At 67.0% G+C, this 17,290-nt stretch carries 19 protein-coding genes; 15 read left to right on the top strand and 4 right to left on the bottom strand.

Annotated features, from left to right (window positions below; all coding sequences use genetic code 11):
* Window positions 1–159 precede the first annotated feature (159 nt).
* The 8 genes from AC07ZS_RS07480 (at window position 160) to AC07ZS_RS07445 (ending at window position 5,909) form a co-directional block, all read left to right on the top strand.
* On the top strand, window positions 160–579 hold the full coding sequence (locus AC07ZS_RS07480) for a hypothetical protein (RefSeq protein WP_494797958.1): 420 nt from the start codon (window positions 160–162) through the stop codon (window positions 577–579).
* 11 nt (window positions 580–590) lie between these two features.
* Entirely contained in the window at window positions 591–917 is a 327-nt protein-coding gene (locus AC07ZS_RS07475) for a hypothetical protein (protein ID WP_494797957.1), read from the top strand.
* A gap of 13 nt (window positions 918–930) precedes the next feature.
* Window positions 931–3,798, top strand: a complete 2,868-nt coding sequence (locus AC07ZS_RS07470; RefSeq protein ID WP_494797956.1) for a hypothetical protein — start codon at window positions 931–933, stop codon at window positions 3,796–3,798.
* 10 nt (window positions 3,799–3,808) lie between these two features.
* Window positions 3,809–4,090, top strand: a complete 282-nt coding sequence (locus tag AC07ZS_RS07465; RefSeq protein WP_494797955.1) for a phage fiber-tail adaptor protein — start codon at window positions 3,809–3,811, stop codon at window positions 4,088–4,090.
* 73 nt (window positions 4,091–4,163) lie between these two features.
* Window positions 4,164–4,589, top strand: a complete 426-nt coding sequence (locus AC07ZS_RS07460) for a hypothetical protein (protein WP_494797954.1) — start codon at window positions 4,164–4,166, stop codon at window positions 4,587–4,589.
* The gene (locus AC07ZS_RS07455) at window positions 4,586–4,963 is read left to right on the top strand and encodes a hypothetical protein (protein WP_494797953.1); all 378 of its coding nucleotides are present in this window, start codon (window positions 4,586–4,588) and stop codon (window positions 4,961–4,963) included. Before AC07ZS_RS07460 ends, AC07ZS_RS07455 begins: the two co-directional genes overlap by 4 nt.
* Window positions 4,960–5,439 (top strand): NlpC/P60 family protein, encoded by a 480-nt coding sequence (locus AC07ZS_RS07450; protein ID WP_494797952.1) that lies wholly within the window; start codon window positions 4,960–4,962, stop codon window positions 5,437–5,439. Before AC07ZS_RS07455 ends, AC07ZS_RS07450 begins: the two co-directional genes overlap by 4 nt.
* Window positions 5,436–5,909: a DUF2514 family protein gene (locus AC07ZS_RS07445; RefSeq protein ID WP_494797951.1), complete on the top strand. Its 474-nt coding sequence runs from the start codon at window positions 5,436–5,438 to the stop codon at window positions 5,907–5,909. Before AC07ZS_RS07450 ends, AC07ZS_RS07445 begins: the two co-directional genes overlap by 4 nt.
* Window positions 5,910–6,411: 502 nt before the next feature.
* On the opposite strand, the gene AC07ZS_RS07440 is transcribed toward AC07ZS_RS07445, so the two are convergent.
* Window positions 6,412–6,999 carry a DUF2062 domain-containing protein gene (locus AC07ZS_RS07440; protein WP_494797950.1) on the bottom strand — a complete coding sequence of 196 codons (588 nt, stop codon included), beginning with the start codon at window positions 6,997–6,999 and terminating at the stop codon, window positions 6,412–6,414.
* A 69-nt stretch (window positions 7,000–7,068) separates the two neighbouring features.
* Between AC07ZS_RS07440 and AC07ZS_RS07435 the strand changes: the two genes are divergently transcribed.
* Window positions 7,069–7,815, top strand: a complete 747-nt coding sequence (locus tag AC07ZS_RS07435; RefSeq protein ID WP_494798041.1) for a pseudouridine synthase — start codon at window positions 7,069–7,071, stop codon at window positions 7,813–7,815.
* Window positions 7,816–7,838: 23 nt separating this feature from the next.
* Here AC07ZS_RS07435 and AC07ZS_RS07430 read toward each other — a convergent pair whose 3' ends face one another.
* Both AC07ZS_RS07430 and AC07ZS_RS07425 read right to left on the bottom strand, forming a co-directional pair.
* On the bottom strand, window positions 7,839–8,567 hold the full coding sequence (locus AC07ZS_RS07430) for a hypothetical protein (RefSeq protein ID WP_494797949.1): 729 nt from the start codon (window positions 8,565–8,567) through the stop codon (window positions 7,839–7,841).
* Window positions 8,568–8,707: 140 nt separating this feature from the next.
* Window positions 8,708–9,520, bottom strand: coding sequence for an alpha/beta fold hydrolase (locus AC07ZS_RS07425; RefSeq protein ID WP_494797948.1), 813 nt, complete (start codon window positions 9,518–9,520; stop codon window positions 8,708–8,710).
* A gap of 64 nt (window positions 9,521–9,584) precedes the next feature.
* Between AC07ZS_RS07425 and AC07ZS_RS07420 the strand changes: the two genes are divergently transcribed.
* The 6 genes from AC07ZS_RS07420 to ntrC all read left to right on the top strand — a co-directional run bounded on the left by AC07ZS_RS07420 (window position 9,585) and on the right by ntrC (window position 16,459).
* The gene (locus AC07ZS_RS07420) at window positions 9,585–10,484 is read left to right on the top strand and encodes an EI24 domain-containing protein (RefSeq protein WP_494797947.1); all 900 of its coding nucleotides are present in this window, start codon (window positions 9,585–9,587) and stop codon (window positions 10,482–10,484) included.
* Complete coding sequence (locus AC07ZS_RS07415; protein WP_494797946.1) at window positions 10,481–11,296, top strand: competence/damage-inducible protein A; 816 nt, start codon at window positions 10,481–10,483, stop codon at window positions 11,294–11,296. The genes AC07ZS_RS07420 and AC07ZS_RS07415 overlap by 4 nt, the downstream gene beginning before the upstream one ends.
* Before the next feature lie 254 nt (window positions 11,297–11,550).
* Complete coding sequence (gene glnA / locus AC07ZS_RS07410) at window positions 11,551–12,966, top strand: type I glutamate--ammonia ligase (protein ID WP_494797945.1); 1,416 nt, start codon at window positions 11,551–11,553, stop codon at window positions 12,964–12,966.
* Between the two features lie 208 nt (window positions 12,967–13,174).
* The gene (locus AC07ZS_RS07405; RefSeq protein ID WP_494797944.1) at window positions 13,175–13,705 is read left to right on the top strand and encodes a hypothetical protein; all 531 of its coding nucleotides are present in this window, start codon (window positions 13,175–13,177) and stop codon (window positions 13,703–13,705) included.
* The gene (gene glnL, locus AC07ZS_RS07400) at window positions 13,702–14,859 is read left to right on the top strand and encodes a nitrogen regulation protein NR(II) (protein WP_494797943.1); all 1,158 of its coding nucleotides are present in this window, start codon (window positions 13,702–13,704) and stop codon (window positions 14,857–14,859) included. Before AC07ZS_RS07405 ends, glnL begins: the two co-directional genes overlap by 4 nt.
* A 49-nt stretch (window positions 14,860–14,908) precedes the next feature.
* A complete protein-coding gene (ntrC, locus tag AC07ZS_RS07395; RefSeq protein WP_494797942.1) occupies window positions 14,909–16,459 on the top strand; it encodes a nitrogen regulation protein NR(I) in 1,551 nt (516 codons plus the stop codon).
* 6 nt (window positions 16,460–16,465) lie between these two features.
* Here the strand turns inward: ntrC and xth are convergent, their stop codons facing one another.
* Window positions 16,466–17,242 (bottom strand): exodeoxyribonuclease III, encoded by a 777-nt coding sequence (xth, locus tag AC07ZS_RS07390; protein ID WP_494797941.1) that lies wholly within the window; start codon window positions 17,240–17,242, stop codon window positions 16,466–16,468.
* Window positions 17,243–17,290: the final 48 nt, after the last annotated feature.

Genomic DNA, 17,290 nt, shown 5'->3' with positions numbered 1-17,290 from the left:
CCAGACGAGGGGCGCGAGGGCGGCGGCCAGAACGATGCGCAGGGTGTCGTTGTCCATCGCTGAATTCTAGGGCGGCGCGATCACTTTCCGGCATGACGCCCATCGGGGGGGCTGACCATTCTGCGGCACTGACCAACCCGCCCGAATGGAGAAACCCCCATGTCCTCACTGATCTACAACCGCGCCCTGGAGCTGTGGGCACGCGGGAACATCGATTTCGACACGGACGCCTTCAAGGCGATGCTGACCACCTCGGGCTACGCCGAGGACAAGGACGCGCACGACTTCCGCAACGACGTGACGAACGAGGTGGTCGGCACCGGCTACACGGCGGGGGGCAACACCGTCACCGTGAGCGTTTCGCTCGACACCGCGAACGACCGCTTGGACATCACGCTGGGCGGCACCACGTGGCCCACCAGCACGATCACCGCTCGCAAGGCCGTGTACTACAAGGCGCGCGGCGGCGCATCCAGCGCCGACGAGCTGGTCGCCGTCAACGACTTCGGCGTGGACGTCATCAGCGTGGCCGGCACCTTCACGCTGAACGCCAGCACCTTCCGCATCACGAACACCTGATGGAGCGCACCATGCCGAAATTCAAGCAACCCGCGAAGCCCACCACCACCGCGAACGCCGACGGCTCCGCCACGGGCAGCTTCAAGCTGAGCGAGATGAGCCTGGAACAGCTGGAGCAGGTCAACCAGGCCCTCATGCACAAGCGCGAGGAACTGCGCGAGCAGCAACTGCACATTCGCAAGCTGATCGACGCCAGGCTCGAAGAGAAGCGCGTGGACGAACTCAATGCGCAGATCTCGGCGCTGCAAGCTCAGCGCGATGGCAAGGCCGCTGGCGCCGTGGACGCCGTTGCACCGGGCGCCGTCATCGAGGCGAAGGCCCTGCCGCTGAAGACCTGAGAGACCCCGAACCATGGCCGTCCGCATCGACACGGACCTGCAGGCGGTCTACGTTTACGAGCCTGACGGGCACGCCGTCCCAGCGCTCAACACCTCGCTCTCCGCCGGCGGGCGCGTGCGCATCGAGGCCGCGACGAACATCGACTCGCTGGTGTGCGGCTTCTTCGGCGACCTGACGGCCACGAACTACTGGGGCCTGTTCCAGATTGCCGGCGGCACCTCGGTGGAGCTGCGCGGGCGCAAGAGCGGCGCCACCACCACCAACGGCACCACCTTCAACCTCGCGCCCGGCGAATACAACGGGATCAGCATCGAGCACGAGGCCGGCACGCTGCGCGCCAAGCTGGACGGCGTGGTGATCCTGAGCCTGACCTTCGCGCCAGACGCTGGCACCCTGGGCGACCGCTCGTTCCAGATCGGCGGGTATGGGGAGATCACCGGCTACATCGACTGCACGATCAGTCACTGGCGGATGTGGTCTGGCCTCCTGACCGAGGCGGAGTGGCGCCGTGAATTCCGCTCGACCGTCCCAGCTCGCACGCGCGGCCTGCTGCATGACTGGCCGATGGAGGCCGGGGGCACGCGGTACGACGACACGGTGGCCGGCCAGCCCGACATGCTGGACAACCCTGCCGTGCCCTGTGGCGACGGCAGCGCCCTGGTGCTTCGCCCCAGCGTCATCGGGGTGCCGCTGTTCTTCGACTTGGGGCAGACGGCCGCGCCTGGAGTTCAAACGATCGCCGTTCCTGAGTGGGCCGAGCGTGTGGTGGTCGAGGTGCACGAGTCGGACGACGCCGGAACCCCGGACGCGGCCCTCGTGTCGCTGACCAGCGACTTCGCGGGCACGTTCGCGATCGACGGTGTCGCGGCCTCTTCGGTGGCCCAGGCCGTGGCCATCGCGACGGCGTCGGTGCTGAATTGGGGCACGGGCCGAACCTTCACGCCAGTGCTGGCCGCCACCAACCCGGTGGCCGGCGCAGGCTGCTGGGTGAGCTTCCTGCAGGATGTGGGCGGCACCTTCCCCACGGATACGGACCGCGCGCAGGCCACCGGAGTGGGCACCACCGCTGCAACGGCAAGCGGCAGCGGCCTGGCGAACGGCCTGGCCCTGGCGGTCGACACGCGTCTGAACGCCACGTCCGGGAGCTACCCCGCGAATGAGGCGGGCTGGACCTCCCTCGACACGAAGGAAACCACCGGGGCCTTCACCTACTGGGCCAGCTCGCGCATCCGGAAGAAGGCCATCACGGCCAACGGCACCGAGTCGGCCACCACGCAGAACACCAACGGGTCGGCCATCGCCATTGCCACGGTCGCCGCGCGCGCCCTGGACACCGTGACGCCCACGGTCGCTTTCCCGGTGTCGGGCGACGTCACAGCGAGCGGCAACAACACGGCGAGCTCGAGCTGGGCCGTTAGCCACCCCGCCGCGGTGGCCGGCGACATGCTGCTGTTTCACCTGGCGTGGGACGACAGCACGGACACGACCGCGATCACTGCCCCGAACGGGCCCAACGGCGAAGTGCCGACTTCCATTGCCGGCCCGGTGGCCTCGAACGGCACGGAGGTGCGTTGCCAGGCCTGGCGCTACATCGCCACCGGTGCATGGAGTGCCAGCACGCGCACCTTCACGCCGAACGCCAGCGAGCAGTGGACGGCTGCAGTGCTCAAGGTGCGGGCGGGTGAGTTCGACGCCTCGACGCCGATCGGTGCGGCCACCACGCGCGCCAGCGCCGGCACGGCCGAGACCAGCATGCTGTCGCCGGCATTCAGCGCTGGAAGCACCGACGGCGGCGGCCGTTTGGTGATGTGGGGCGCTGTCGATGACGATCCGATCATCGCGAACGCTGCGGCCTGGTCCACCCTCAACAGCGTGGACCGCGGTGTGGTGTCCGGCACCCTCGCGGCGCGCAACCTTGAGACGACGAACAGCGAGGCGATGGCGGCGGCCGAATGGCGCATCGCCAGCGATTCCTGGAGCACGCTCGCCTACGTGATCCGCAAGCCGAGCACCGCCACCAGCGGCACGGCGAACGGCGCCACGGTCACAGCTGCTGCCAGCATCATCGGAGGCAGCGCCACCGGCCAGCGCAACGCGACCGCAGCAGGTGCTACGCTCCCGGTGGCTGCCTCCCTGATTGCAGGGGCCGCGTCGGCCGTCCAAAGCCCGACAGCCGCCGGCCAGGTGCTGACGGTGGCCGCCTCGATCGTGGCCGGCGCTGCCACTGCGGTTCGCAGCCCAACGGCGGCGGGCCAGGTGCTCACGAGCGCCGCGAGCCTGATTCCGGGCAGCGCGTCCAGCGGCAGCAGTGGGGTGGCCGCAGGTGCGACGCTCACCGCGGCGGCCAGTCTGATCCCTGGGGCCGCTGATGGCACGCGCAGCGGCACCGGCGCGGGCGCCACGCTGACCGTGGCCGCGAGTCTGCTGCCTGGCGCTGCATCGGCGGTTCGAAGCCCCACCCAGGCCGGCGCCACGCTGCCTGTCGCGGCGTCTCTCGTTCCAGGATCCGCGTCGGCATCTACCAGCGGCACCGCCACGGGCAAGACGCTGTCGGTGGCCGCTTCGTTGATCCCGGGCAGCGCTTCGGCCAGCAGCGGAACGCTGGCGCCTGGTGCACTGCTGACCGCTGGCGCAGGCCTGCTGCCTGGCGCGGCGAGCGCAGCGGGCAACGGCACGGCCTTCGGCGCCTTCATGGAGCTGCTGACCTCGTTCGTGCCTGGCACGGCCGTGACGCTGTCTTCCGAACCGTCGATCTACGTCGCGTACGTGCCAGCCGCGACGGTGGTGGCGGCCGTGCCGGCCGGTGCCTTCACCGCCTATGTGCCCGCCGATGAGATCGGCGCCGATGTACCCCCTGGCGACTACACCGCCACCGTTTGAGGCCACCACCATGAGCATCCTGGAAAAGTTCACCAAGCAGCCTGCCGACGTGCAGGACTACGACATCGATTTCACCGAGTACCTGGATGGGTTGACCGACACCGCCGCCACGGCTGTGGTGACGGCAGACCCGGGCATCACGGTGATGTCGCACGCGGTTGTCGGCAAGGTCGTGAAGGTGTGGCTGTCCGGCGGTGTGCACCTGGGCCGCTACAAGGTGACGGTGCGCCTCGCCACCACGGGCGGTCGCGTGAAGGAGGTGGAGATCCTGATCCTGGTGCGCGACGCCTGAAGCCGACCAACGGGCACGCGCGGGGATAACTTTTCGGCGCGCAGCGGGGTACGGGACTTGACCATCACCGGCCATGGACATCCTGACCCTTTCCCAACTGGCTGGCGTGCTCTCGCTTCTTCTGCCCCTCGTGCGCGAGGTGCTGCAGATCCTGGTCCTGCTGCTGCCTCGGACCTTCATCGAGCTGCTGCTGGCCCAGCTCATCTATCTGCCGCTGGCGCTGGCCCCCGCGTTCCTGTTGGGCATCCAGTACGAGCGCAAGGGCGGCTGGCGGGTGCTTTTTCCGGTCTACGCGTGCGCCGGCCTGCTGAGCGCCTACCTCAACTACACCACCTTCGCGCTGCTCCTGTGGGATTTGCCGCGCAAGGGAGAGAACACGTTCTCCCAGCGCTGTGAGCGACTGGTGTTCGACGAGGGGTGGCGCGGCGCCGTCGCGCGCCTGGTGGCAGCTTTCACGAATCGCTTTGACCCCACCTCTCCCCACATCCCGCTGCCATGAGCGAACCGACCTCATCCACCGCCGCCGGCGGATACCTGCTCTACAAGGCGGCCATCGCCTTCGGCATCCCGGCCGGCCTGGCCGCTGTGGTCGTGATGCTGTGGGTCCAGCCCAAGAGCAAGCGCGAGTGGGCCATGGCCTTGATCTGCACAGTCGTCTCCAGCGTGGGCGGCGGCGCCATGGCGGTGGAGTACCTGCAGCTGCAGCACCTGGCGGTGGGTGGCGTGGTGGGCCTGATGGCCCTTGGCGGCCTGATCTTCGCGTGCGGCCTGCCGGGCTGGGTGATCGTCCGGGCCGGGTTCGCCTGGGCCGACAAGCGCAAGGCCATGGACCTGGCCGAGCTGGTACGCGATGCAAAGGAGATCATGAAATGAGCACCCCCGCATGGATTCAGGAAGCACGCCGGCACATCGGTGTGCGCGAGATCAAGGGCGTCAACCACCATCCGCTGATCGTGCAGATGTGGAAGGCGATCAAGCGCGGTGGGATCAAGGACGATGAAACGCCCTGGTGCGCGGCCTTCGTGGGCTTCTGCCTGGAGAACGTCGGGATCGTCTCCAGCCGCTTCGAGTCGGCCAAGTCCTACCTCACCTGGGGGCAGAAGCTCGACGGCCCGGCGCCTGGCTGCATCGTGGTGTTCACGCGCGACGGTGGCGGGCATGTGGGCTTCCTGGAGGGCCTGACCATCGACGGTCGGCTGCTCATCCTGGGCGGCAACCAGGGCGACGAGGTGAACATTCGCGCCTTCCCCGAAGACCGCGTGTCGGGCTACCGCTGGCCGCTGTCCTGGCCATTGCCCCACGTGTCCCTGCAGATCGGGTCGGCACCGGCCACGAGGGGCGAGGCGTGATCACCAAGGCCGCCATCGCGTGCGTGCTGGTGGTGGGCGCCTTCGCGGCCCTGCAGACCAACCGCCTGCGCCTGGCCGAGCTGGAGGTGGTGAGCCAGCGCGTGGACTGGGAACGAGAGTCGGGCCGCGCCGTGCGGGCCGCGTTCGATGAAGGAAACCGCCGCACCGCGGCCGTACAGAAGGAGGTCAATGATGCCCGGAAGAAGTCGGACGCCCTGGAGGGCGCTGTTGCTGGTGCCGCTGCTGCTGGTCGCGGCCTGCGCGACGAACTCGCTGCCGCCCGTGCCCGCGCCTGCCGCACCGATCCCACCTCTCCCGGCGGAAGCCAGGCAGCCGAAGCCACCGAGCGACTGCTTGCCGACGTGCAGCGAAGGCTTGATGAGGCTGAGGAACGAGTTGCGAAACATGCTGACAAAGCCCGCATTGCCGGCCTCACCTGCGAAGGCTCCTACGACGCGCTGACGCCATGACCGAGATGGTGGTCACCCTGGCCGTGATCTGGGGTCTGGCTATCGGGGCCCTTATCTGGGCCGAGTTCTTCTGATCAGCGAATTCGGGCGCCGCTGGGACGCCCATTCCCGTAGATCGCCAGCCCTGGGGTAGGGCCGGGGTCCGGTGGCTCAACCCAACCGACCGGCTGGGCCTCCCAGCTGCAACACCCATGGTAGGACAGCGCGTTGTTGTAGCGGTGCTCCAGGCACCACGCGGCCATGCCCACGTCGCCCGGCCAGCCGCCGAAGTGGGCGCACTTCTCGCAGGCGCGATTCGTTCGTGAGGTATCGGGGCCGATGTAAGACACTGGAAAACTATACAGTGCCCGGTGGCTTCCGCGATTCGCACTAGAATCGCACCGATAGCCGGTAAGGCGCGGCCCGCTTGGGGCGGCCTCGGGTTCAAATCCCCCCAGCTCCACCATCTCATTGAAAAGCCCGCCCGGCATCCTGCCGGGCGGGCTTTTTTTCGACGGTGGTTTCAAGCCTCCGGCGGCGAACGCCCGCGCAGCCGGCGCCTGCGCTCCCAGCGCGTCTTGAGAATCCACAGCCCGCTGATGAGGAAATAGACGATCAGCCCGCTCAGGGTGGCCACGATGGCCAGGCCCACGGCCAGCGGTTTGCCCGCTGTCCTCAGGTGTTCGATGCCTCGGGCGATGCGCTGCGACCAGGTCGATGGCGCAGCGTCAATCGGGTCTTGAGCTGGCGAGCTGCCCAGCGCGGCCATGGCCTCGCTCTCGGTGACGCCGGGTTCGCCCAGCACCACCTTGCCGAGGCGGTAGGCGCCGTAGTACACCGGCCCGAAGGTCACCGGATTCGTCACGAAGGTGCTGGCCACGGCCATCGGCAGATTGGCCCTCAGCAGCACGGCAGCGGCGGCCGACAGGGGCATCTGCGCGATCGGCACGAGCAGCCCGAAGAAGATGCCCACCGCCACGCCCATCGCAATGCCCTTGCGGCTGAAGTGCCACAACCGGGGTTGCTGCAACACGGGCCCCATCCAGCGCAGCCAGCGGTGGTGGCGCAGGCTGTCCTGGGTGCTGAGCCAGGTCTTGATCCGTTGCTTCATGCTTGTCAGTGAGGGCGGTGCTGGTGTCGTGGTCTGAGTCGTGTGAGCGGCGACAATTCCCACACCATGATGCAATTGCAGGACATTCTTTTTTCCCAAGGCTTCGGCACCCGCCGCATCTGCAGCGGCCTGGTGCAGCAAGGCCTGGTGTCGGTGGGCGAAGACACACAGCCCTGCACCGATCCCTCAGCTCTCTTTGAGGAGGAGGGGCTGGTGTTTCGCGTGCAGGGTGAGCTGTGGCATTACCACGCGCGGGCCTATCTGCTGCTGAACAAGCCGGCGGGTTACGAGTGCTCGCAGAAGCCCAGCACCTATCCCAGCGTCTACACGCTGCTGCCCGGTCCCTTGCGCCAGCGTGGGGGAGGGGCCGCTGCGGGCGTGCAGGCGGTCGGGCGGCTGGACCAGGACACCACGGGCTTGCTGTTGCTGTCCGACGACGGCAAGTTCATCCACCGCATGACCTCGCCGCGCCACCACGTGCCCAAGGTGTACGAGGCCCAGGTCAAGCACCCGCTGGATGCGCGGCAGGTCAGTCGCCTGCTGGACGGCGTGGTGCTGGACGACGATCCCCAGCCGGTGAAGGCCCAGGCCTGTGAGGCGGTCAGCGAACTGCATCTGCGGCTGACCTTGACCGAGGGCAAGTACCACCAGGTCAAGCGCATGGTCGCGGCGGTGGGGAACCGGGTGGAAGGCCTGCACCGGTCGTCCATCGGTGGCCTGGTGTTGTCGCCCGAGCTCAAGCCCGGTCAGTGGCGGTGGCTCACAGCGGCGGAGGTGCTGGCGCTGACGCAGAAACAAGCGGCCGCCGGCGCCTAGCGCGGCGGGCCCGCCCCGCCCCTTCAGAGCAGGTCGCCCTTGCGGCTGTCCAGCGGCATGAGGAAGGAGTTTTCCTGCCACTGGGAGTTGAAGTCGCTGCGCGGGTCGCCGGTGGTGCTGTTGGGCCAGTTCGACAGCGGGCTGAAGTCGCTGTTGCGGTTGCTGCGCTGGCGTGTGAGGGCCGTGCGCAGATTGGCCTGTGCGGCAATGATGGCGCGCTCCTCCATCTCGCGTTCGCGCATGGCGTGGTTGAGCGAGGACTCACCCAGGAACTCGGCCCGGATCTCTGCCACCGTCGGCAGGCTGTTGGAGCGCACCACCCAATAGGGCAGGCCGCACTGGGTCAGCAGCGAATGTTTGAGGGTGCGGGTGCTGCGCGGCAAACCCGCGCTGCCCGGCACGTCCAGGCAACCGAGCACGCGCCCGTCCGAGCGGCACACGGTGAAGGTGCAATACACGCCGCCGAGCAGCTTGTACCAGTCCATGCCTTGCTCCTTGTCGCGCGGCAGGGTAAAGCGCGTGACCGGCAGCTTGATCATGACGTGGTGGTCGTAGAAGGCGCGGGCCAGCCAGTGCCAGACGCGGGCTTCTTCGCTGTTGGCCAGCGCGCGGGTGCTCAGTGGCCAGTGCTTGGGGATGCGGCGACGCTCCCGTGCCTGCTTGTCCACCCAGACGCGGTGCAGGAACGCTCCCACGGCCAGCAGAGCGGGCGCAAGGACGGCGAGCAGCCATGGGTTGTTCCAAGTATTCATGTGTGGCGGGGGGTGGCGTCGATTTGTATCAAAGTGTAGAGGTTTGCCGGACTTTCGGCGGGATTTGTGGCTTGGCGTGTACGCGGTTGGTGTGAACTTCTTGGGGTTTGGTTGCCGTTTGACGCACCAAAGTGAGGTCCTTAGCCCACGCCGGCCAGAAAGTTCACCAGCGCGCTGGTCAGCGCGTCGGGCTGATCGCGGTGGGGGCTGTGGCCGCATTCGGGCAACTCGATGCGTTGCGCGTGGGGCGCTGTCCGGGCGATCTCATCCAGCTGGGCCAGCGTGCCGTATTCGTCGCCCAGGCCTTGCGCGAGGAGCAGGGGGGCAGTGATGGATTCGCATTCGGTGCGAATGTCGAATCGGCGAAAGGCGTCGCTGAGCCAGACATCGTTCCATTGCCAGAAGGCGTTGTCCACGTCGGCGTGGTATCGCGAGAGGCGCTGACGAAGCCCTTCGGGATCGCTTTCATAGAGGACCTTGGCCTGGGCAATCGCATTGAGCGCGATGTCTTCGATGAACACGTGGGGTGCCATGGCCACGCAGGCTGTCACCGGATGGCGGCTGGCGTACAGCAGGGCGATGGTCGCGCCGTCCGAATGGCCCACGAGCACAGGTCGGGACACGCCCAGGGCTTGCAGCAACGCTGGCAGGACCTGCCAGGCTTCGTGGTGCATGTAGTCGGGCTCATGGCGGCCGATGTGCCACGGGCCCTGCCACCGGGAAGGGCCGCGCACGTCGGCCACGGGGGCGGACTGCCCGTAGCCCCGGCGCGAGTACAGCCACCCGGCGCGCCCGGTGGCGGCGCACAGCTCGGCGGGCCAGTGCCGCCCTCGCAGCTGCCACATGGCCACGCTGCCCAGGCCCTCGTGAAGGAAGACCAGGGGAGCACGTTCCGCCGGCCCGGGGATGTGGGCCACTTCCAGGCCGACGCCCGCGATGTCGATGTGTGTCATGAGGGCGATCCTAGCGCGGCGGTGGCGGGCGGTTGTGACATGGATTGGATGTATTCTTGCCGCCATGTCCCTGCTGTTCGATTCCTTCTGGCGCGCCATCGCCTATTGCATGCATCCGCGGGTGATCGCCCTGTCGTTTCTCCCGCTGATCCTGATGGTGGTGCTGTCGTTCGGCCTGGGTTATTTCTTCTGGGAAAACGCCGTGACCTCGGTGACGGCCTGGCTGGAGGCGTTCGACCTCATCCAGATGTTCCTGGGCTGGCTGGAGCGCCTCGGCCTGGGCTCGCTGCGCACCGTGTTCGCGCCGCTGCTGGTGCTGGTGCTGGCCACGCCGGTGATCGTGCTGCTGTGCCTGTTGCTGGTGGCCATGTTCATGACGCCGGCGATGGTGGAGCTGGTCGGTCAGCGCCGCTTTCCCAGCCTCGAGCGCAAGCAGGGCGGGTCGCTGTTGGTGAGCGTCCTGTGGTCACTGGGTTCCACCTTGTTGGCGGTGCTGGCCTTGATCGTGTCCATGCCGCTGTGGCTGGTGCCGCCCCTGGTGCTCATTCTTCCGCCCGTGATCTGGGGCTGGCTCACCTACCGCGTGTTTGCCTTCGACGCGCTTGCCGCGCACGCCAGCGGCGACGAGCGCAAAGCCATCCTGCGCCAGCACCGAGGCAGCCTGCTTGTCATGGGGGTGCTCAGCGGCTATCTGGGCGCCGCGCCCAGCCTGCTGTGGGCGTCGGGTGCGATGTTCATTGCGCTGGCGCCTTTGCTGGTGCCCGTGGCGATCTGGATCTACACGCTGGTGTTCGCGTTCGCCTCGCTCTGGTTCGCCCACTTCTGCCTGACCGTGCTGCAGCGCCAGCGGGCGCAGGCAGCCACGGCGGAGGTGCGGGACGCCGAGCCGGTCGCACTCGCCCCATTGACCCTGCCTGCCGAGGAAGCAGGGCCTTCGTTCAACCACCCACCCACTCTTTCATGACACCCACCTTCGGCCTGATCATCGTTGGTGACGAGATCCTTTCCGGCAAGCGCAGCGACAAACACCTTCCCAAGATCATCGAGCTGCTGGCGCAGCGCGGCCTGTCCCTTTCCTGGGCCAAGCTGGTCGGCGACGACCGCGACCGCATCACGGCCACGTTGAGCGAGGCATTCGCGGGCAGCGACGCGGTGTTCTGCTGCGGGGGCATCGGCGCCACGCCCGACGACCACACGCGCCAGTGCGCCGCCGCTGCGCTGGGCCTGGACCTGGCCCTGCACCCGCAGGCCAAGGAGCTGATCGAGTCGCGCATGCGCGACACCGCCGCCGAGCGCGGCGAGGTGTTCGACCCCGAGCGGCCCGACAACGTGCACCGCTACAACATGGGCGTGTTCCCCGTGGGCGCGCGCCTCATCCTCAACCCGTACAACAAGATTCCCGGCTTCAGTTGCGACGGTTCGGGCGGCGGCAGCGTGCATTTCGTGCCTGGTTTTCCGGTCATGGCCTGGCCCATGATCGAAGGCGTGCTCGATACTGAGTACGCGCAGTGGCATCGCCAGGGGGCCTGGCAGGAGCGTTCGGTGATCGTGTTCGGCGCCATGGAAGCCACCCTGACCCCGCTCATGGAGCAGATCGAGCGCGCGCACGCCGTGAAAGTCTTCAGCCTGCCCAGTGTCGATCACCCGGAATTCGGCCGGCACATCGAGCTGGGCGTGAAGGGCGCCACCGAGGCCGTGGCGCCGGCGTATGCCGAGTTGCTGGCGGGCCTGCATCGGCACGACGCGAAGTTGGGCCCCGAAATGGTGCGAAACTGAGCCGCACCAAATCGGTGCAATTGATGGATGCACACAATGGGTGCGAATTGATCGGTCTGCGCCCGACAAGGTGCAATCCACCGCTTCTCACGGCCCCGGGTGCCCGTCGGCCGACCCTTTGTGGCGCACGGCCTGGGCCATAATTCCCGCTGCCCCGTGAAGCCGCTCCCGCGTGAACCACTTTGTGGCACAAATTCTGCTTATCAGCAGCGTCGTTTTCAATTTTTCCACTCACCCAGCTACAGGAGTATTTGATGGCCAAGACCGTCGCAGACGTGATGCAAATGGTGAAAGACAACGAAGTGAAGTTCGTTGACTTCCGCTTCACCGACACCCGGGGCAAAGAACAGCACGTCACCGTGCCCGTGTCTCACTTCGATGAAGACAAGTTCAGCTCGGGCCATGCGTTCGACGGTTCGTCGGTGGCTGGCTGGAAGGGCATTGAAGCCTCGGACATGCAGCTCATGCCCGACCCCAACACCGCCAACATCGACCCCTTCTTTGAAGAAACCACGCTGTTCCTGCAGTGCGACGTGATCGAACCCGGTGACGGCAAGGCCTACGACCGCGATCCGCGCTCCATCGCCAAGCGCGCCGAGGCTTACCTCAAGGCCTCCGGCCTGGGCGACACCGCCTTCTTCGGACCGGAACCCGAATTCTTCATCTTCGACGGCGTGCGCTGGAGCAACGAACCCGGCCGCGTGATGTGCGAGATCGAGGAATACGAAGCCCCTTGGAACAGCGGTGCCAAGCTCGAAGGCGGCAACCGCGGCCACCGTCCCACCGTCAAGGGCGGCTACTTCCCCGTGCCCCCCGTCGACAGCACGCAGGACATGCGCGCCGAGATGTCTCTGATCCTCGAATCGCTGGGCATTCCCGTTGAAGTGTTCCACCACGAAGTGGCGGGCGCCGGCCAGAACGAAATCGGCACCAGGTTCAGCACGCTGGTCGAGCGCGCCGACTGGACGCAGGTGCTCAAGTACGTGGTGTGGAACGTGGCCAATGCCTACGGCAAGACCGCGACCTTCATGCCCAAGCCCTACGCCGGCGACAACGGCTCCGGCATGCACGTGCACCAGTCCATCTGGAAGGACGGCAAGAACCTGTTCGCCGGTGACGGCTACGCCGGCCTGAGCGATTTCGCCCTGTACTACGTCGGCGGCATCATCAAGCACGCCCGCGCGCTCAACGCCATCACCAACCCCGGCACGAACTCGTACAAGCGCCTGGTGCCCGGTTTTGAAGCCCCGGTGAAGCTGGCCTACTCGGCCCGCAACCGTTCCGCCTCGATCCGCATTCCTTACGTGGCGAACCCCAAGGGCCGCCGCATCGAAGCGCGCTTCCCCGATCCTTCGGCCAACCCCTACCTGGCCTTCTCGGCCCTGATGATGGCGGGTCTGGACGGCGTGGAAAACAAGATCCACCCGGGCGAAGCCGCCACCAAGGACCTGTACCACCTGCCGCCCGAAGAGGACAAGCTGGTGCCGACCGTGTGCCACAGCCTCGACCAGGCGCTGGAGTACCTCGACAAGGACCGCAGCTTCCTGACCAAGGGTGGTGTGTTCACCGACTCCATGCTCGACGCCTACATCGAACTCAAGATGAGCGAAGTCACGCGTTTCCGCATGGCACCTCACCCCGTCGAGTTCGACATGTACTACAGCCTGTGATGGCTTGCCCGGCTTTGCCGGGCTGCCTGGGCCAACCCGAAAGGGGCCATGCAAGTGGCCCCTTTTTTGTTGTTCGGGCGGCCAATCGCCACCGTTCACACGCAGGCCAGGCACTTTTGAAACAGTTTTCGGTCATACTGAAAAACGCATATCGGTGCGCCCGCCCATACCCCAACCGCCTCCTGGAGTTGATGTCACCTTGAACCCGATGCCTTCACTCACGATCCGGTCGCTGGCCGTGGCCACGCTTGCGCTGTGCGTTCTGGATGCCCATGCCCAGGGACGCATCTACCGCTGCGGCAACGAGTACACCAACGACGCGCAGGTGGCCAAGTCCAAGGGGTGCAGTCCGATGGAGGGCGGCAACATCACCATCATCGAGGGCACGCGGCCCACGCCGCCGCGCACCCCGCCCGCGGCCGCCGCTCCCACGCGCAGCGGCAGCGGGTCCGAGCGCGTCGATTCCTCCGCCCAGCGCGCGCGCGACAGCGATGCGCGCGCCATCCTCGAAGCCGAATTGCGCAAGGCGCAGGAGCGTCTGGCGCAGGCGCGCAAGGAATACGCGAACGGCGAGCCCGAGAAGCAGGGCATCGAGTCGCGCAACTACCAGCGTTACCTCGATCGCGTCGCCGAACTCAAGGCCGCGGTGGCGCGCGCCGAGAGTGATGTGGCCGGTCTGCAGCGCGAGCTGGGCCGACTGCCGGGGTCCGCCAACGGCGTGGGTTCTGCCGCAAAATGAGTGGCTTGAAAAAGCCCGCCTTCCCCTCCCTCCTTCCCGCGTCCCGGCGCCGCGCCGAGACCGATCCGGTTGGCTCACTCGCCGAGCGCAAATTTTCTTCGGTGTCTGCCCGTTTCCAGTCCCTCGATCTCCTGGCCACCCTCGTGGCCGTGGTGGATCAGCACGGCGGTGTGCTCTATGCCAATGCCGCGCTGGAGGACGCGCTGGGCATGTCCCGCCGCAGCATTACCGGTGCGCGGCTGCAGGACTGCTTCACCGAGCCGCCGCTGCTGGAGAACGCCTTGCAGGGCGCCAGCGGCAACCAGTTCGCGGCGCTGCGCTACGACGCCTGGCTCAAGCGGATCAACCACGAAGCCCTGCCGGTGCACGTGGTGGTGGCGCAGACCGACAACCCGGGTGAGGTGATCGTCGAACTGCTGCCGCTGGAGCAGCAGGCGCGCCAGGAACGCGAAGAGCGGTTGATCGATCAGGCGCAGGCGAACAAGGAACTGATCCGCAATCTCGCGCACGAGATCAAGAACCCGCTCGGCGGCATCCGCGGTGCGGCCCAGTTGCTGCAGATGGAGCTGGAGTCCCGCGAGCTGATCGAATACACCCAGGTCATCATCCACGAGGCCGACCGCCTGCAATCGCTGGTGGACCGACTGCTCGCGCCGCACCGCCGGCCGCATGTGGTGGGCGACGTGAACATCCATGAGGTGTGCGAGCGCGTGCGTTCGCTGATCCTGGCCGAGTTCCCCAAGGGCCTGAAGGTCGTGCGCGACTACGACACCTCCATTCCCGAGTTCCGCGGCGATCGTGAGCAGCTCATTCAGGCCGTGCTCAACATCGCGCACAACGCCGCGCAGGCGCTGAGCGAACGCATCGCGGCCGGCGACGCGCGCATCGTGTTCCGCACGCGCGTGGGTCGACAGGTGACGTTTGGTAAGCAGCGCTATCGGCTGGCACTGGAATTGCATGTGATCGACAACGGGCCTGGCGTTCCAGACTCGATCAAGGACCGCATCTTTTTCCCGCTGGTATCGGGACGCGATGGCGGCTCCGGCCTGGGGCTCACGCTGGCGCAAACCTTTGTCCAGCAGCACCACGGTCTGATCGAGTGTGAGAGCGTGCCGAACGAAACGGACTTCAAGATTCTGATTCCGTTGCCCTAGTGACTTAACGACCGTCGAACGCCGCGCCACAAGAAGGGAAGACAACTCAATGAAGCCGATCTGGATAGTGGACGACGATCAATCGATCCGCTTCGTGCTCGAAAAGGCGCTGCTGCGCGAGAACCTGCCCACGCGCAGTTTCACCAACCCGCAGGACGTGCTCAAGGCCCTGACCGACACGCCCGAACACGAAGGCCCCCAGATTCTGGTGAGCGACATCCGCATGCCCGGTGGTTCGGGGCTGGAGCTGCTGGAGAAGGTCAAGGAAAAGCTGCCCGGCCTGCCGGTCATCATCATGACCGCGTTCTCCGATCTGGACAGCGCCGTTTCGGCCTTCCAGGGCGGCGCTTTCGAGTACCTGCCCAAACCGTTCGATCTGCCCAAGGCGGTCGAGCTGATCCGCCGCGCGGTGGACGAAAGCCTTCGCGAGGAAGTGGCGGAAGAGCGCATGAGCGCCGCCCCTGAAATGCTCGGCCAGGCACCCGCGATGCAGGACGTGTTCCGCGCCATCGGGCGGCTGAGCCAGAGCCAGGTCACGGTGCTGATCACCGGCGAGTCGGGTTCGGGCAAGGAGCTGGTGGCGCGCGCGCTGCACAAGCACTCGCCGCGCGCCGCCGGGCCCTTCGTGGCGATCAACACCGCGGCCATCCCGAAGGACCTGCTGGAGTCCGAGCTGTTCGGCCATGAGCGCGGTGCCTTCACCGGTGCGCAGACCATGCGCCGGGGCCGCTTCGAGCAGGCCGACGGCGGCACGCTGTTTCTCGACGAAATCGGCGACATGCCGTTCGACCTGCAGACGCGCCTGCTGCGCGTGCTGTCCGACGGCCACTTCTACCGCGTCGGCGGCCACAGCGCCGTGCGCGCCAATGTGCGCGTGATCGCCGCCACCCACCAGAACCTGGAGCAGCGCGTCAAGGAAGGCGTGTTCCGCGAGGACTTGTTTCACCGCCTCAACGTCATCCGCCTGCGCCTGCCGGCATTGCGCGAGCGGCGCGAAGACGTGCCCATGCTCACGCGCTTCTTCCTGCAGCAAAGCGCCAAGCAGCTCGGCGTGGAGCCCAAGCGCATTTCCGAGGCGGCCTTGAAGCTGCTGGGCACCTTCGACTTCCCCGGCAACGTGCGGCAGCTGGAGAACGTCTGCCACTGGCTCACGGTGATGGCCCCGGCCCAGGTGATCGAGCTCAAGGACCTGCCGCCCGAGGTGCTGTCCATGACCGGCACGCCGTCGGCGGTCCTGTCGGCGGCGTCGGAGGCTCCGGCGGCACCGGCCGTCTTTTCGATGCCGGCCGTGGTGCCCGAGCCGGTCCATGCCAGCAGCCCGGTGGCCATCGCGCCGGCCGAACCGGTGACCGCCTTGCTCGAGGCCGAGTACGCCCGGTCAGGCCCCCCGGCCTGGGAGAGCGGCCTGCAGGCCGAGGCCCAGGCCTTGCTCGAAGACGGCCGCACCGACGTGTGGGATGTGCTGACCCGCCGCTTCGAAACGCGGCTGATCCAGACCGCGTTGGCCAACACGCGCGGGCGCCGCATCGAAGCCGCGCACAAGCTCGGCATCGGGCGCAACACCATCACCCGCAAGATCCAGGAGCTGAACCTGGAATGAACGGGCTCAGCCCAGCGTGACCACCACCGGCGCGTGGTCGCTGGGCTGTGGGTTCTTGCGCGGCAGGCGGTCGATGTGGCAGGCCGTCACGCGGTCGCGCAGCGCGCCGCTCACCAGAATGTGGTCGATGCGCAGGCCCCGGTTCTTCTGGAAGCCCAGCATGCGGTAGTCCCACCACGAGTAGCTTTTCTCCGGCTGCTCGAACAGACGGTAGGCGTCCGTCAATCCCAGATCGAGCAGGGCCTGAAAATGCGCGCGCTCTTCCACCGTGTGGTGGATGGTGTCTTTCAGGCCGACGGGGTCGAACGAGTCGCGGTCTTCCGGCGCCACGTTGAAATCACCCAGCAGCACGAGGCGCTGGTGCACCTTCAGTTCTTCCTGCAGCCAGCGGTGCAGCGCCTCCAGCCAGAGCATCTTGTAGGCGAACTTCTCGGAGCCGGGCGCCTGGCCGTTGACGAAGTAGCAGTTGACCATGCGCAGCGGGCCCTCGGGTGTGTCCAGCGTCGCGGCGATCACGCGCGACTGCTCGTCCGCGTGGTTCGGGATGTTGCGCACCACATCGGTCAGCGGTGTGCGGCTCAGGATGGCCACGCCGTTGTAGGTCTTCTGGCCGAAGACCGCCGCGTGATAGCCCGCTTCCTTGAGCGCGTCGTGCGGGAACTTCTCGTCCACGAGCTTGAGTTCCTGCAGCCCGAGGGCGTCGACGGGATTGGCGGCCAGCCAGTCGAGCACCTGGGGCAGGCGCACGGAGAGGGAGTTGATGTTCCAGGTGGCGAGTTTCATGATGGACCCATCGTGTTGTTGTTGGTGTTTGCCGGCCCTGCGGCCGGA

This window comes from Hydrogenophaga sp. GW456-12-10-14-TSB4 (assembly GCF_059424305.1).
Note: the sequence above shows the minus strand (reverse complement) of the source record. Positions and strands in the feature narration are given on the sequence as shown.